This window comes from Paracoccus sp. MA (assembly GCF_020990385.1).
Taxonomy (GTDB): Bacteria; Pseudomonadota; Alphaproteobacteria; order Rhodobacterales; family Rhodobacteraceae; genus Paracoccus.
Map to the genome: position 1 here is coordinate 374561 of NZ_CP087599.1, position 15265 is coordinate 389825.

General features: G+C 68.5%; 11 protein-coding genes. 5 read left to right on the forward strand and 6 right to left on the reverse strand.

What is annotated here, in order from left to right; all coding sequences use genetic code 11:
• Positions 1-9: 9 nt before the first annotated feature.
• Positions 10-864, reverse strand: a complete 855-nt coding sequence (locus LOS78_RS20725) for a PaaX family transcriptional regulator C-terminal domain-containing protein (protein WP_230378573.1) — start codon at positions 862-864, stop codon at positions 10-12.
• Between the two features lie 253 nt (positions 865-1117).
• Here LOS78_RS20725 and LOS78_RS20730 point away from each other — a divergent pair, with 253 nt between their 5' ends.
• Positions 1118-2920: an alpha/beta hydrolase gene (locus LOS78_RS20730; protein ID WP_230378574.1), complete on the forward strand. Its 1803-nt coding sequence runs from the start codon at positions 1118-1120 to the stop codon at positions 2918-2920.
• Positions 2921-3025: 105 nt separating this feature from the next.
• Entirely contained in the window at positions 3026-5725 is a 2700-nt protein-coding gene (locus tag LOS78_RS20735) for a cation-transporting P-type ATPase (protein ID WP_230378575.1), read from the forward strand.
• Between the two features lie 53 nt (positions 5726-5778).
• Here LOS78_RS20735 and LOS78_RS20740 read toward each other — a convergent pair whose 3' ends face one another.
• The 3 genes from LOS78_RS20740 to LOS78_RS20750 form a co-directional block, all read right to left on the reverse strand.
• Entirely contained in the window at positions 5779-6426 is a 648-nt protein-coding gene (locus tag LOS78_RS20740; protein WP_036714235.1) for a phosphoribosyltransferase, read from the reverse strand.
• A 463-nt stretch (positions 6427-6889) separates the two neighbouring features.
• The gene (locus LOS78_RS20745; protein WP_028713623.1) at positions 6890-7867 is read right to left on the reverse strand and encodes a ParB/RepB/Spo0J family partition protein; all 978 of its coding nucleotides are present in this window, start codon (positions 7865-7867) and stop codon (positions 6890-6892) included.
• The gene (locus LOS78_RS20750) at positions 7864-9063 is read right to left on the reverse strand and encodes an AAA family ATPase (RefSeq protein ID WP_028713622.1); all 1200 of its coding nucleotides are present in this window, start codon (positions 9061-9063) and stop codon (positions 7864-7866) included. The genes LOS78_RS20745 and LOS78_RS20750 overlap by 4 nt, the downstream gene beginning before the upstream one ends.
• Before the next feature lie 591 nt (positions 9064-9654).
• On the opposite strand from LOS78_RS20750, the gene LOS78_RS20755 reads away from it, so the two are divergent.
• Entirely contained in the window at positions 9655-10677 is a 1023-nt protein-coding gene (locus LOS78_RS20755) for a replication initiation protein (RefSeq protein ID WP_028713621.1), read from the forward strand.
• Positions 10678-10793: 116 nt separating this feature from the next.
• On the opposite strand, the gene LOS78_RS20760 is transcribed toward LOS78_RS20755, so the two are convergent.
• Positions 10794-11249: a cupin domain-containing protein gene (locus LOS78_RS20760; RefSeq protein ID WP_230378576.1), complete on the reverse strand. Its 456-nt coding sequence runs from the start codon at positions 11247-11249 to the stop codon at positions 10794-10796.
• A 73-nt stretch (positions 11250-11322) separates the two neighbouring features.
• Between LOS78_RS20760 and LOS78_RS20765 the strand changes: the two genes are divergently transcribed.
• Complete coding sequence (locus tag LOS78_RS20765) at positions 11323-11931, forward strand: TetR/AcrR family transcriptional regulator (protein ID WP_230378577.1); 609 nt, start codon at positions 11323-11325, stop codon at positions 11929-11931.
• A 281-nt stretch (positions 11932-12212) separates the two neighbouring features.
• Here the strand turns inward: LOS78_RS20765 and LOS78_RS20770 are convergent, their stop codons facing one another.
• Positions 12213-13481 carry an MgtC/SapB family protein gene (locus tag LOS78_RS20770; RefSeq protein ID WP_230378578.1) on the reverse strand — a complete coding sequence of 423 codons (1269 nt, stop codon included), beginning with the start codon at positions 13479-13481 and terminating at the stop codon, positions 12213-12215.
• 153 nt (positions 13482-13634) lie between these two features.
• On the opposite strand from LOS78_RS20770, the gene LOS78_RS20775 reads away from it, so the two are divergent.
• A complete protein-coding gene (locus LOS78_RS20775) occupies positions 13635-15131 on the forward strand; it encodes a phosphomannomutase (RefSeq protein ID WP_230378579.1) in 1497 nt (498 codons plus the stop codon).
• The last annotated feature ends 134 nt before the right edge of the window (positions 15132-15265 follow it).

Here is a 15265-nt window from a genome sequence, read left to right on the forward strand (position 1 = left end):
GGCGTAAATTCAACGGTCTGCTTCTGACAGATCGGCCAGCCGCTCCTGGCTTTCGGGCGTCTGGCCGGGCAGGAAGCCGTCGCTGCCCTCGAAATGCGCGGCGATCCAGCGCTCGGCCGCCGGGGTCAGCCGCCGGTAGAGATCGCGAAACAGCGCCCGCGCCTCGTGCCCCTTCCAGTCGCCGGGCAGGGCGGCCTGCGGCAGGCGCGGGTCGCGCAGCAGCACGCCGCGATAGTCGTGGACCAGCAGCAGCCGGGCGATCAGCGCCGTCTCGTCCGAGGGCGCCGCCCCCGCCTCGGCCAGCGGTGCAAAGCGCGCCAGCAGGTCGAGATAGCGCCGGTGCAGCGCCGAAAGGTCCCAGAACTGGCCGATCCGGCCCAGCTCGGCCGGGTCCGCGGCCGGGAACAGCAGCGCGCCCTCGGGGACCGGCTGGCCGCGGTCGGGGCGGATGAACACCGCCCCGCCCATATGTCCCATGCGCTGGCGGCGGGCCTCGTCCTCGGCCAGGGCGGGGGCATGCAGGATCTGCCAGCCGCGCGCCGGCACCTCGGCCCGGTAAAGCAGCCCCGCCGCCTGATCGAATTCCCGCTGGGCCGAGGCGTCCAGCCGGTAATAGCTGCGCCGGCCCAGCCGCTCGCCCCGCAGGCGGTGGGCGGCGACCAGCCGGGACACGGCGGTGCGCACCAGCGATTCGTTGATGCCGACGCGGCCGCAGACCTCGATCAGCGTCCCGGTCCACAGCACGCCGCCGCGCGGCACGACCACATCGCCATAGACGGTGACGATGAACGCGGCCGAGCGCAGCTCCATGCCCTGCAAAATCCCGTCGATCAGCCCACGCTCGGCCGTCCCGCCTTGCCGCATGTTTCCCCCGTCGCCTGCAACCGGACCATAGAACCCGGGAAAGCGGCCCTGCGCAATGCGGCTTGGCCGTCGGGGCCCCGACGGGCCGAGGTCACGCTCTTTGGCCCAGGTGCCCGGAAAACCCGGCCGTCTTGACCTGAATCAACGCTGTGCCGGATTGACATCCGCAGGATGGCGCACAAATCCCCCTAAGACGCGTGGCAGGATCGCGGCAGCAACAGCCATCCCGCCAAGAGCCGCCGCAGGAGACGCCATGGACAAGCCCGCCCCCGCCCTGCCCCCTGCCCCGGCCGCGGACCTGCCGCCGGTCGCCCGGATCGAGACGCTGGGCAGCGAGGTGTTCCGCACCTTCGACCGCATGCGCGAGGCGATGCTGGGCCAGTTCACCGGCGGCCTGTCGCCCGCGGCCCTGACCCTGGCCCTGCAGGACTGGACCATGCATCTGGCCGCCGCCCCCGGCAAGCGGCTGGAGCTGATGGACAAGGCGAACCGCAAGGCGGCGCGGCTTCTGTCCCATCTCGCCGCGCTTTGCGTGGATCGCGAAGCAGCGGCCTGCATCGAGCCGCTGCCCGGCGACTATCGCTTTGCCGCCGAGGGCTGGAAGAAGCCGCCCTTCAGCATCTGGGCGCAGGCCTTCCTGCTGCAGCAGCAATGGTGGCACAACGCCACGCATGAGGTTCCGGGCGTCAATCCGCATCACGAGGAGATCGTCTCTTTCACCGCGCGGCAGATCCTCGACGTGTTCTCGCCCTCGAACCTGCCCTTCACCAATCCCGAGGTGATCGCCCGCACCCTGGAGACCGGCGGCACCAACCTGCTGGCCGGCATGCGCAACTGGTCCGAGGACGTGCTGCGCATGGCGACCGGCCAGCCGCCGGTGGGGACCGAGGATTTCACGGTCGGCAAGGACGTCGCGGTCACGCCCGGCAAGGTGGTCTATCGCAACCACCTGATCGAGCTGATCCAATACGCCCCCGCCACCAGGACGGTGCTGGCCGAGCCGATCCTGATCGTGCCGGCCTGGATCATGAAATACTACATCCTGGACCTCTCGCCGCAGAACTCGCTGATCCGGCATCTGGTGGCGCAGGGCCATACGGTCTTCTGCATCTCGTGGCGCAACCCGCAGGCCGAGGACCGCGACCTGACGCTGGACGATTACCGGCGGATGGGCGTTATGGCGGCGCTGGAGGCGATCAAAGCCATCCTGCCGCAGCGCAGGGTCCATGCCGTGGGCTATTGCCTGGGCGGCACGCTGCTGTCGATCGCCGCCGCCGACATGGCGCATGACGATGACGACGACCGGCTGGCCAGCCTGACGCTGCTGGCGGCGCAGACCGATTTCAGCGAGCCCGGGGAACTGGCGCTGTTCATCGACCACAGCCAGGTGAACCTGCTGGAAAGCATGATGTGGAACCGCGGCTACCTGTCGGCCGACCAGATGGCGGGGGCGTTCCAGCTTCTGCGCTCGAACGACCTGATCTGGTCGCGCATGGTGCACGACTACCTGATGGGCGAGCGGCGGCCGATGATCGACCTGATGGCCTGGAACGCGGATTCGACGCGCATGCCCTATCGCATGCATGCCGAATACCTGAAGCGGCTTTACCTGGACAACGAGCTGGCCGCCGGGCGCTTCATGGTCGAGGGCCGGCCCGCGGCGATCCAGAACATCCGCGTCCCGATGTTCGTCGTCGGCACCGAGCGCGACCATGTCGCGCCCTGGCGCTCGGTCTTCAAGATCCATTACCTCAGCAATACCGCGCTGACCTTCGTGCTGACCAGCGGCGGCCACAATGCCGGCATCGTCAGCGAGCCCGGGCGGCCGCATCGCCGCTATCGCATCGCCCTGCGCGAGGCCGGCGGCCGCTGCCGCAGCGCCGACACCTGGGCCGAGACCGCCGAGGCCCGTCCCGGATCGTGGTGGGAGGCCTGGACCGAATGGCTGGCCGCGCATTCGGCGGCCCGACGCGTCGCCGCCCCCGGCATGGGCGCGCCGGCCAAGGGCTATGTGCCGCTGGCCGAGGCGCCGGGGACCTATGTCCTGCAGCGATAGCCTGCCGCTGCGGCATTCCCGACGCCGGGCGCCCCGACGCATTGAACTGGCCGGCGAATGCCTGCAAACACGATAGGCGACGGGAAACTGCCGAAGGAGAGCCGCATGAAGCCCGCCGATATCGCGCCGGAACAGGGCGCATGGCATGCCCGCAGCGGCGAAGAAACCTGCATCGCGCTGGCGACCGGCCTCGACGGGCTCAGCCGCGACGAGGCCGCGCGGCGGCTGGAACGCTTCGGCCCGAACGCGCTGCCGCCGGCCGCCCGCACCCATCCGGTGCTGCGCTTCCTGGCGCAGTTCAACAATGCGCTGATCTATTTCCTGCTTTCGGCGGCGGTGGCGGCGATAACGCTGGGCCATGTCATCGACGGTGCGGTGATCGTCGTGGTGGTGCTGATCAACGCCATCGTCGGCTTCATCCAGGAGGGCAAGGCCGAACGCGCGCTGGACGCGATCCGCGACATGATCGCCCCGCATGCCGTCGTGGTGCGCGAGGGCGAGCGGCACACCCTCGACACCCGCGAGATCGTGCCCGGCGACATCGTGGTGATCGAGGCCGGCGACAAGGTGCCCGCCGACCTGCGCCTGCTGCGGGCGCGCGGGCTCAGCGCCGACGAGGCGATCCTGACCGGGGAATCCGTCCCCGCCGAAAAGACCGAGCCGCCGGTGGCGCCCGACGCCGCGCTTGGCGACCGCGCGCCGATCCTGCATTCCGGCACGCTGGTCACCTCGGGCCAGGGCATCGGCGTCGCGGTGGCGACCGGCGCGCAGACCGAGATCGGCCGCATCTCGGGCATGATCGGCACGGTGCAGACCCTGACCACGCCGCTTCTGCGCCAGATCAACGCCTTCGGCACCCGCTTCACCTGGTTCGCGATCGCCACGGGGGCGCTGCTTTTCGCCTTCGCCACCGTGTTCCGGGGTTACGACTGGCTCGACGCGCTGATGGTGGTTGTGGCGCTGGCCGTCGGCGTGGTGCCCGAGGGGCTGCCCGCCGTCATCACCATCACCCTTGCCATCGGCGTGCGCCGCATGGCCGCCCGCAACGCCGTGGTGCGCCGCCTGCCGGCGGTCGAGACGCTGGGCGCCACCTCGGTGATCTGCTCGGACAAGACCGGCACGCTGACCCGCAACGAAATGACCGTGCGCCATCTGGTGACCGCCGCCAGCGTGACCGAGATCTCGGGCCTGGGCTATGCGCCTGAGGGCCGGTTCCAGGCCCCGGAAGGCAGCGAGCCCGCGCCCGAACCCGAGCGCGACGCGCTGATCCGCGCCGGCCTGCTTTGCAACGACGCGCGGCTGGTGGAACGCGACGGCCACTGGACCGTGCTGGGCGACCCGATGGAGGGCGCGCTGGTCGCCACCGCCGCCAAATCCGGCCTGCACCCGGAGACCGAGCGGGCGCTGTGGCGGCGGCTGGACGAAATCCCCTTCGACGCGCAGCACCGCTTCATGGCCACGCTGCACGACGATCCGCAGGGCGGAAGGCGCATCTTTGTCAAGGGGGCGCCCGAGCGGGTGCTGGCCATGTGCGCGACGCAGGCGAGCGGCGGCACCCCCCTGCCCCTGGATCCCGGCTACTGGCAGGCCCGCATCGATGCCTGCGCCGCGGGCGGCGAGCGCGTGCTGGGCTTTGCCACCCTTGCCGTCGGCCCCGAGACCGAGCGGCTGGGCTTCGACATGGTCGAGACCGGGCTGACCTTCCTGGGCCTTGCCGGCTTCATCGACCCGCCACGCGACGAGGCCATCGCCGCGGTGGCCGAATGCCGCTCGGCCGGGATCGCCATCAAGATGATCACCGGCGACCACAAGGGCACGGCAGCGGCCATCGCCCGCCAGCTCGCCATCGCCGACGATCCGAAGGTGCTGGAGGGCGCCGCGCTGGACGGCATGCCGGACGAAACCCTGCGCCGGGTGGTCGAGGAGGTCAGCGTCTTCGCCCGCGCCACGCCCGAGCACAAGCTGCGCATCGTCGACGCGCTGCAGGCGAACGGCCATATCGTCGCCATGACCGGCGACGGGGTGAACGACGCGCCGGCGGTCAAGCAGGCGGATGTCGGCGTCGCCATGGGCCGCAAGGGCACCGAAGCCGCCAAGGAGGCGGCGCAGATGGTGCTGCTCGACGACAATTTCGCCTCGATCGTCGCCGCCGTGCACGAAGGGCGCACCGTCTACGACAACATCCGCAAGGTGATCGGCTGGACCCTGCCCACCAATGGCGGCGAGGTGCTCTGCGTGATCCTGGCCATCCTGCTGGGCCTGACGCTGCCGATGACGCCGGTGCAGATCCTGTGGATCAACATGATCCTGACCGTCACCCTGGGGCTGGTCCTGGCCTTCGAGCCGCCCGAGCCGGATGTGATGAACCGACCGCCCCGGCCGCGCGACGCGCCGATCCTGTCGCGCTTCCTGGTCTGGCGCATCGGTTTCGTGTCCGTCCTGTTCATGCTGGGGGCCTTCGGCATCTTCGCCTATGCCGGCATGCGCGGCTATGGGATCGAAGGAGCCCGCGCCATGGTCGTCAACACGGTGGTGGTGATGGAGATCTTCTACCTGTTCAACGTGCGCTACCTGCACCGCAGCTCGTTCAGCCTGATCGGCGCCATGGGCACGCCGGCGGTTCTGGGGGCGATCGCGGTGGTGGTCGCGGCGCAGCTGCTCTTCACCTATGCGCCCTTCATGCACGAGCTGTTCGACAGCGCCCCGGTGGCGCCGGCCGACGGGCTGGTGATCCTGCTGATCGGCTTTGCCACGATGGTGATCCTGGAGGTCGAGAAGGCGCTGACGCGGCGGGCCATGCTCTGAGGGACCGGGCCGGCGGACCAAGACGCCGGCCGGCTCCGAGATTGCGGGCGCGCTCAGCCGTTGCCGGCATTGGCACGCGCCAGGATCCGCGTCACCTCGGCATCGCTGACCTGCTCGAAGTCGCGGTAATACAGCCCGACGGCGTGGAACGGCTCGGGGGTGCCAAGGCAGACCACCGCATCGGCCTCGGCCCGGATGTCCCGCAGCGCATCCGCCGGGGCCACCGGAACGGCCACGATCACCCGCGTGGCGCCGGATCGCGCCAGCGCCCGCAGCGCGACGCGCATCGTCGCCCCCGTGGCGACGCCGTCATCGACCACGATGACGGTGCGGCCGCGGATCTCGGGCGGCGGACGGTCGCCGCGGTAAAGCTGCCGCCGCCGGGCGATTTCGCGGATCTGCCGGGCCTCCTCCGCCGCGACATGTTCAGGCGTCGCGCCGGTCGCGGCAACGAGCCGGTCGTTGAGCAGCAGCTGCGGGGGCGAGCCGTCCACCACCGCCCCGATGGCGAGCTCCGGCTGGCCCGGTGCGCCGATCTTGCGCACCAGGATCACATCCAGCGGGGCGCCAAGCGCCCGCGCGACCTCATAGCCGACGGGCACTCCGCCGCGCGGCAAGGCCAGGACCAGCAGCGGCTCGTCCCGTTGCCCGGCCAAGGCGGCGGCAAGCTGCCGGCCCGCATCAACGCGATCTGCGAACATCCCCGCCCCTTTCCCGGTGATCCGCAGCAGAAAACCCGCCATCCGCCGGAATGTTCCTTCGGCCGCCACAGGCTGGCCCGGCCAGAATGCGGCATGAGCGCCCCCGGCTATGCCATCGCGGCTCCGCCATGCCCGTCCAGGATATGGCTTGCTGGCGGCAGGCTTGCAGCCGCGCCCGTCCGGTGTGGAGCGAGCTTTTCGCCTGAAATCGGCTGAAACGCGCCAATGCCAAGGTGCAAAGCTGTAAACCGCATTATGCAGATGTTCTGCGGATTATACCTGGCTTATAGTTGTATTTCCTTTAAATTATCGACAAGCTGAAAATACCTTGAAAAGGGTGCTGAACCCCGGCCGGCAGCCGATGGCGGGTCAGCCAGAAAGGGGGCGTGCCGGCTATTCGGCAAGCCTCGCTTACAGGTTTCTTGCATGCGCCCGCCGGGAAATTGCCAGTTGGCAATTTCCATCAGCCGCCGAACTGGCGCTGCAGGAATTCGTGAAACGCCGCCTGCAGCTCCTCGTGGCCGATGTCCTGGCGGAACTCCAGCCGGATCTTGCGGCCGCGCCGGGTGACGGTCAGTCCGCCCTTGGGGCCACCGGTTCCGATCACCTCGCCCTCGCCCTCGGCCTGCGGCTTCGGGCCGAGCGCCGCGGCCTTCAGCCGCGCCAGCACCTGCGGCACCGCTAGGAATGCCCCCTGCCCTGCCCGGGCGGCGGCCTGCTCGGCGCCGATGGCGGCCGCCTCGGCCAGCACCTTGTCCTCGGCATCCTGCAGCAAGGGCCGCAAGCTGCGCGCATGCAGCTCTTTCAGGTCGGTGATCTGCGGCCAGGCATCGACCACCACACGCGGCAAGCGCGCGAGATAGAGATAGCGCGAGAGCCAGGCTTCCGAGACCTCAAGCCGGGCCGCCATCGCCTTCTGCTTGCCGCCGTAATAAAGTTCGAGCGCCTGCAGATAGTCCCGCGCCCGCTCGTAATCGCTCAGATCGGCGCGGTCGCGGTTCTCGATATCGGCCAGGCGAAAGGCCTCTTCATCGGTCAGGTCGCGGATCTCGATGAGATAGCGGAATTGCGGATAGTTGTTGGCGCGCAGCCAGCTGACGGCGAAATGCCGGCGGGCGCCGCAGATCACCTCGTATTCCGCCCCCTGCCCCGGCGGCAGCTTGCGCACGACGGCGGGAAATTCCTGCTGGCCCTGGGCCTTGAGGCTGTCGATCAGGTCCCGGCAGTTCTCCTCGGTCAGCAGCTCATAGGCGCGGTTGTGGCGCGCCCACATCACGCAGCTGTCCGGATCCACCCAGCGCAGCACCTTTTCCTCGCGCTCGCCGCTCTCCGACAGCGCATTCTGCCGTTTGAGGAACCGCGCGCCGCCGCGGTCGGGCGATTCCGGGACCGAGAGATCCTTCAGCACGTCGTCGAAGATCGCATCATGGCGCTTGCTCACAGCAGGCCCTCCTTGCGCAGTTGGCGGTGATGGCTAGGCCAGGTCTTGCGGATCAGCAGCTCGACCTCGCGCCCGACCGCGTCCAGATAGGCGCGGCAACGCTTGTGGGTCTCGGTCCGCGTCGCCGGGCCGGTCAGCTCATAGACGGTCATCAGGTTGGCGGTGGCATTGTCGATTTCTGCCGAATCCTTCAGCGAGGCGTTCAGCATGTCCTGCGGAAAGACGGCATCCATCATGCGCTTGATCGCCTGATGGGCCGATTTCTGGTCGTTCATCTTCGAGGTCAGGATCTTCACGAAGCTGTATTCCCTGGCCCCGCCGTGACGCGCCAGCTCGACCAGGGTGGATTCCATCATCTTCAGGAAATGCGCGGTCGAGGCGAAGTCGATATTGTTCGGCGGCGCCGGGATCAGCAGCGCATTGGCCGCCCGCAGCACCGACAGCGACAGCATGCCAAGCGCCGGCGGCGGATCCAGCAGGATGATGTCGAACTGATCGGCGATCGAGGCCACGCCTTCGCGCAGCCGGTCCAGAATGAAGGCCGGATCCCGCGCCATGCGGGCGGCAAACTCATATTCGGCGTCGTAAAGGCCCAGATTCGCCGGAATCAGCGCGATGCCGGGCCAATAGGTCGCCCGCAGCGCGTAATGCAGCGTCCGGGGGCCGCCATGCTGGAGGAACGGATAAAGCGTATCCTCGTCCTCATCGACATCCACATCGGGGTTGAGGCCGAAGACAGCCGTGGTCGAGGCCTGCGAGTCGCAATCGACGACACAGACCCGATAGCCCTTGAGCGCGAAATATTGCGCCAGATGCACCACGAGGGTGGATTTCCCGACCCCACCCTTGAAGTTCTGCACCGCCATGACCAGCGGCGGGTCTTCGGGCGCGCGATGCGGCAGCGTGCCGAAGACCTCGCGCATCCGGTTCACTTCGGCCAGAGTGTACCCGTTGCGGCGATTGGTGGTCGCATCCTTCACGGGTTCGGGCAGCCGGCCATCGGCTTCGGCGTCGCGGATCGCCTTTTCCGAGCGACCGACCATTTCGGCCGCGGTTCGGACATTGAACAGCAGCTCCAGCTGCTTACGGGTGCCGGGCGCGAAGACGCGTTCGCGCAGGCGTTCGATGACGGTCGAGGCGCGGCGGCTAAGCACCGCGAGCTCTTCCAGGGTGACGGGAGGAAAGGCTGGGGTCATGGCTATCTTTTCTGCTCGTTTTCGTCACTATGTCCAAAACGGCGCCAACCGTAAAGTTCGGATTTATGGGCTTTGCAGGTGAAAAAGCGGAAGTTGGCGCGGCTGCGTCCAGGCACCGGAAATTCCCTTATCTCTGGCCGGGTGACGCTGCTTTTCAGGCTGCAATCATCCCGATTTGTAAGGGTTGCGCCGTTCGCTGGCAGATTGCTCCCATGAATCCTGTGGATAAACAACCATCCGCTTCATTCTGATTCTTGGATTCTAGATTCGGGTGCGCCATCCACCTGAAAAGACGGAAAGAATTCCTCCAACGCTTACGGATCGGGACGATTCCCCCTACCTTACGGGATGGCTGGCCTTACGGATCGGGCAGCCTGTCCTTACATGCCGGGTGCGGTCCAAACCTTACGAATCGGGTGGAGTCGGCGGCAGGAAAAAACGCCCGGAATTTCCCAGCGAAAGCAAGGGGCTGCGAATCACCTTTTCGGACTGGTTCCCGCCGTTGCTTACATTTTGGGTGCAACGTTCGCTGCTCGCTTGAAAACTTACATTTCATCCGATACAAAAGTAAGAACGGCAGGGTAGGGGAACATGGCCGAGTCGGCGATTCGAACAGTAGAGGCGCGTCCGAATGCGGACAGTCTGATCAAGCCGGGAGAGCTTGTCGATCTGATCGAGGTCACGCCGCTGACCCTGAACGACCGGCGAATCTATAACCAGCTGCTGGAGAATGCTTGGGATGCCATCGACAAGCCGGTGACGCATGTCATCGCCAAGTCGACCTTGCGGGGCAGCCATAATTCCAATGATCGCGTGGGGGAAAGCCTGGAACGGCTCATGTCGGCCATCGTGAAGGTTGCCGTGATCTGGGACGGGGAACCGGCTATCGAGCGGGTGCAGCTGCTGGGCGGCAACCTGGAAAGCGGCCGGGCCGACGGGCTGCTAGAATACGAGATCCCCGCGCGTCTGCGCAAGATCATCCGCAACAGCCAGGTATTTGCCCGGCTTCAACGCGAGGTGATGTTCGCCCTGTCGTCGAAATACGCGCTCACGCTTTACGAGATGGTGCAGAAGCGCGGCAACCTGCGCTGGAAGGCTTCGGAACGGTTCACGCTCGAGGCCTTGCGCGGGATCATGGGGGTCCCAAAAGGTAAGCTTTCGTCCTGGTCGAACCTGAAACTGCGCGCGATCGACCCTGCCGTGGCCGAGGTGAACGCGCTTTCGGACTACATGGTCGAGATCTCGCCGATCAAGACCGGCCGGGCCGTGACCCATGTCGAGATGCGCTGGTGGCGCAAGGATGGCGATGCCAGCGGCGCGGCCGACCGGGCGCTGCAGTTTTCCAAGGTCGGCCGGCGCGTAAAGGCCGAGGGCCGCACCGAGCAGGTGTCGGCGGGGCAGGCGCCCCGCCCGCGCCCCGCCTGGCTGCAATCGCGCGGCCCGGCCCTGCAGACCGCGACCTATGAGACGGCGCGCCTGCGCCATCCCGGCTACGACATCTATTTCGTGGAGGGGGAATGGAGGAGTTGGAGCGCGGGAAAGGAGCCGGCCAAGGACCCGGACCGCGCCTTCCTGGCCTTCTTCCGCAGCTATGCCGAGAAGAACCCGCTTTAGGAAATTGCCAATTGGCAATTTCCACGGCGCCGCTTGCGATAGCCCCAGCCCGTCGCGCCCAAGCCATGACCGGTTCGTTCAATGCCTCCGGCAGAAAGCCCGGTGAAGCGCGCCGATCAGTTCGGCGGCAGGATAGTCATTCCGGCCGCGGCGGCGCTCGCCAGTATGGCAGGCAGGTCGGGTTCTTTCGGAGCCGGCAGGCCGATGAAATCCTCGGGCAGTGCCTCACCGATACTGGTGAAGAATTGCTGATGCATGCGGCCCGGTGCGTTCAGGATCAGCAAGCGTGCCGGTGCGGTCCCGACCGCCTTGAAGGCGTGAACAGCGCCGTCCGGGATCGGCACGAAATCCCCGCTGCGGGCCAGGCGCTCTTTCCCGTCGATCAGGAATGCGACCTCTCCGTCGAGGATATAGAAAGCCTCGGTTTCGCCGGCGTGGTGGTTGGGCGGTGCTCCGGCCCCGACCGGAACGATGCATTCTACCAGGCAATATTTGCCCTGCACCTCGTCGGGGAAAGCGTGAAACGACATGAGGATATTGAGAACATTGTATTTCCGCGCCGTGCTGGTCATGGCTGACAATCCTAGTTGAGCCGAGTCGGTATTGATGATACCAGAGTCTCATAATAAGACAACGGTATCGATAATGACGACCGCAAAGGGCCGCACGGCCCAGAAACAACGCACCCGCCGCGCCATCCTCGAGGGCGCGCGCCAGCTGATGCGCGAGGGGCGGCCGGTCACGGTGACGGCCGCCGCCGCCTTGCACGGCATTTCGAAGGCGACGGCCTACCGCTATTTCTCGGACCCGGCGATGCTGGCGGCCGAGGCGGGGCTGGACGTGGCGGTCGAGCCCTATGAGCAGATCGTGTCGGGCGCTGGCGATCTGCGGCAAAGGCTCAAGGCAATCAGCCTTTATATCTTCGACCTTTCGGTCAGCCACGAGGCCGGGTTTCGCCGCTTTGTCGGCTTGACGCTGGCGGCCTGGACGCCCGACCCGAAGGCGGGGTCGCCGCAGATGCGCGGCGCCCGCCGGGTGGCGCTGTATGAGCAGGCCTTGCAAGAGGACGGCGGCGGGCTGGCGCCGGCTCGGGCCCAGGCGCTGGTCCGGGCGCTGTCGCTGGCGACCGGCACCGAGGCGATGATCGCGCTTTACGATATCGTCGGCGCCGATCCCGTCACGGCGCGGCGGACGGTCGGGGATGTCGCAGATGCTATCCTCGACCGCTATCTGGGGCCCAGCCCGCCGGCCTAGGAGCGGCGGGGCATGGGGAAAGGGGGCGAGGCCGGCGCTTCGGCCTCCACGTGACCCCGGCCGGGCAGGCCGTGCGCGATCGCGCCGACCTGATGCCCAACCGCGCGCTGGCGGCGATGTTCCGGCCGCTTTCGCCGGACAAGGTGCGGGCCTTCATCGCCACCATGGACAAGCGGGCCGACCGGCTGGACGGCCCGGAATATGCGCAGCGCATCGCCGGGAGCTTCGACAACCACGATTTCGGCAGCGGTGACGAGGCAGCCCGATGCGGGGCAGGGGCCTCATGCCCCCTGCAGCGCCGCCTGAAGCCGGATCGCCGCCAGCCCGGCGGCGATGGCCAGCCCGCTGGCCACGATCACCACGGTGCCGATCCTCCGGCCGCCGACCAGCGCGGCCATCGTCGCCTTCGAGGCGGTGTTGACCCCGACCGCCACCAGGATCGCCTGTGCCGCCGTGGCGATGGCCAGATCGCCGCCGCCCAGCCGCGCCATCGAGATCGACACCGCATCCACATCGCCGATCCCCGAGATCGCGGCGACGATCAGCACCCCGACATCGCCGTATTGCCGGCGCAGGATCTCGGCGGCCAGAAGCACCGCGGAGATGAAACCGGCGATCTTCAGCGCCGTCCCCACCGCCAGCGGATTGTTGATCGGCAGCGCCGGGCCGTGCTGCGCCCGGCTCTGCCGCAGCAGCAGCGCGGCGGCGCAGGCCATGACCAGCGCCGCCGCGGCCAGCGGCAGGGCCAGATGCGGCAGCAGCGCCCGGTTCAGCCCGACGGCCACCGCCCCGACGCGGAGCAGCATCACGATGCCGGAAATCAGCACCCCCGCGCCCAGCAGCCGGGCGGCGCCCGGCTCGGCCCTGCCCAGCCGGGCGAAGGCCAGCGTGGTCGCGGTGGATGAGGCCAGCCCTCCGGCCGCCGCCATCACCACGATTCCCAGCCGGTCGCCGAAGGCCCTGACGGCGAGATAGCCGGCAAAGGAGATCCCCGCGATCAGGATGGCCAGCAGCCAGATCTCGCGCAGGTTCACCGCATCCCAGGGGTCGAGGCTGCGATCGGGGATCACCGGCAGCAGCAGGAAGGACATCGCCGCCAGCGTCAGGATCGCCCGGATCTCGGCCCAGCTCAGCGCCGCGACCCAGCGGTGCAGGTGCTCGCGCGCCGCCAGCAGCAGCGTCATCGCCACGGCGGCGGCGATGGCGGGGATCAGCGGCCCGGTCACGGCCAGCGCCCCCAGCAGGAACACCAGCATCCCCGCCACCGCCGAGGTGGCGCTGACATCCTGGTCAAGCCGCGATTCCAGCCATTGGAAGGCGGCAAAGACCAGCGCGAAGCCGCAGAACACGATGCCGATGACCAGGCCGCCGAATTCCAGCGCCAGCACGCCGGTGGCGCCGCCGGTCAGTCCGGCCAGCGCAAAGGTCCGCAGGCCGGCGGCGCGCTGGTGGTCGCGCTCGGCCCGGGTGCGCCAGCCGCGCTCCAGTCCGACCAGCAGGCCGATGGCCAGCGACACGGCAAGACGGCTAAGAACCTGATCCTGTTGCATCGCCGCATTCTGCCACCGCCTTCGGCGGCTGGCCAGCGCCGCGAAGGACCGGCATGATCGCCGCGGCGCGGCATGGGAATTTCGCCACGCCGGCACTGGACGAATGCCTTGCCGCGCCTGCATGATCACCTTTCCAAACAGCGAGCTTCGACCATGACCGAGACAGGACCCTTCACCGTCAGCGATCTCATCGAGGAAAGCGGCGTCGCCTTCGGCACCAGCGGCGCGCGCGGTCTGGTCACCGCCATGACGGACCGGGTGGCCTATGGCTATACGCAGGGCTTCCTGCGCTACCTGCGCGAGATCGGCGAATTCGCCCCGGGGGCCGAGGTCGCGCTGGCGGGCGACCTGCGCCCCTCGACCCCGCGCATCCTGCGGGCCTGCGCCCAGGCCATCCGCGACGCGGGCGGGCAGGTGGCGTTCTGCGGGCATGTGCCGACCCCGGCGCTGGCGCATCATGCCTTCGCGCGGCACATGCCCTCGCTGATGGTCACCGGCAGCCACATCCCCGACGACCGCAACGGCATCAAGTTCCACCGCGCCCGGGCCGAGGTGCTGAAGCCCGACGAGGCCGGCATCGCCCGGCAGGCGCTGGTGCTGGACCCGGCCCGTTTCGGCCCCGACGGCGGTCTGGCGGATGCCGCGCCGCTGCCCGAGCCGCGCGACATCGAACAGGACTACCTGCGCCGCTATCTCGACTTCTTCGGCCCGGATGCGCTTTCGGGGCTGGTGCTGGGGCTCTACCAGCATTCCGCTGTCGGCCGCGACCTGCTGGCCCGCATCCTGCGCGCGCTTGGCGCCGAGGTGCTGCCGCTGGGCCGCTCGGATCGCTTCATCCCTGTCGATACCGAGGCGCTGCGGCCCGAGGATGTCGCACTGGCGCGGGGCTGGGCGGCCGAGCACCGGCTGGACGCCATCATCTCGACCGACGGCGATTCCGACCGGCCGCTTCTGGCCGATCACCGGGGCGAATGGCTGCGCGGCGATATCCTGGGCCTGCTTTGCGCCCGCGAACTGGGCGCCGAATGCGTGGTCACGCCGGTCAGCAGCAACACCGCGCTGGAGCTGAGCGGCGCCTTCGCCCGCACCATCCGCACCCGCATCGGCTCGCCCTATGTCATCGCCGCCATGGAGGAGGCGGCGCGCGAGACCCTCGGTCCCGTCTGCGGCTACGAGGCGAATGGCGGCTTCCTGCTGGGCAGCGAGATCCGGCGCGAGGGGCCGCGGCTCGCCGCCCTGCCGACGCGCGATGCGGTGCTGCCGGTGGTCGCCGTGCTGGCCGCGGCCCGCACCCGGCCGCTGGCCGAGCTTTGCGCCGGGCTGCCGCAGCGGGCGACCTTCAGCGAGCGGCTGAAGGATTTCCCGACCAGCCGGTCCAGGGCGATCCTGGCCTGGCTGAGCTCGGGCGACGAGGCCGAGCGGAGCGCGCGGATCGAGGCGCAATTCCCCTTTGCCGGCCGGTTGCAGCGGATCGACCAGACCGACGGGCTGCGGATGGGATTCGCAAGCGGCGCGATCATCCACCTGCGCCCCTCGGGCAATGCGCCGGAACTGCGCTGCTATACCGAGGCCGAGACCGAGGACCGCGCCCGCGCCCTGAACGCCGAGGCGCTGGAGCGCATCCCCCGGATTCCCGTCCCCGCCGCCTGAATCCCGCGGGCAGAGGCTTGCCGGGCTTGCGCGCCGAAGCCGAACGCTGCGACGATCCGGTCGTGCCGGGCCCCTGCCTGCCGGGGCAAGGCGCTCCCGCTGCGGCAGGGGCCGGGGCATGAAACGAGCCTGTC

Coding starts and splice junctions, on each gene's coding strand:
- LOS78_RS20755 (WP_028713621.1), top strand. CDS start 9,655: ATGGCCGAGTCGGCGATTCGAACAGTAGAGGCGCGTCCGAATGCGGAC.
- LOS78_RS20750 (WP_028713622.1), bottom strand. CDS start 9,063: ATGACCCCAGCCTTTCCTCCCGTCACCCTGGAAGAGCTCGCGGTGCTT.
- LOS78_RS20730 (WP_230378574.1), top strand. CDS start 1,118: ATGGACAAGCCCGCCCCCGCCCTGCCCCCTGCCCCGGCCGCGGACCTG.
- LOS78_RS20735 (WP_230378575.1), top strand. CDS start 3,026: ATGAAGCCCGCCGATATCGCGCCGGAACAGGGCGCATGGCATGCCCGC.
- LOS78_RS20725 (WP_230378573.1), bottom strand. CDS start 864: ATGCGGCAAGGCGGGACGGCCGAGCGTGGGCTGATCGACGGGATTTTG.
- LOS78_RS20760 (WP_230378576.1), bottom strand. CDS start 11,249: ATGACCAGCACGGCGCGGAAATACAATGTTCTCAATATCCTCATGTCG.
- LOS78_RS20765 (WP_230378577.1), top strand. CDS start 11,323: ATGACGACCGCAAAGGGCCGCACGGCCCAGAAACAACGCACCCGCCGC.
- LOS78_RS20770 (WP_230378578.1), bottom strand. CDS start 13,481: ATGCAACAGGATCAGGTTCTTAGCCGTCTTGCCGTGTCGCTGGCCATC.
- LOS78_RS20775 (WP_230378579.1), top strand. CDS start 13,635: ATGACCGAGACAGGACCCTTCACCGTCAGCGATCTCATCGAGGAAAGC.
- LOS78_RS20740 (WP_036714235.1), bottom strand. CDS start 6,426: ATGTTCGCAGATCGCGTTGATGCGGGCCGGCAGCTTGCCGCCGCCTTG.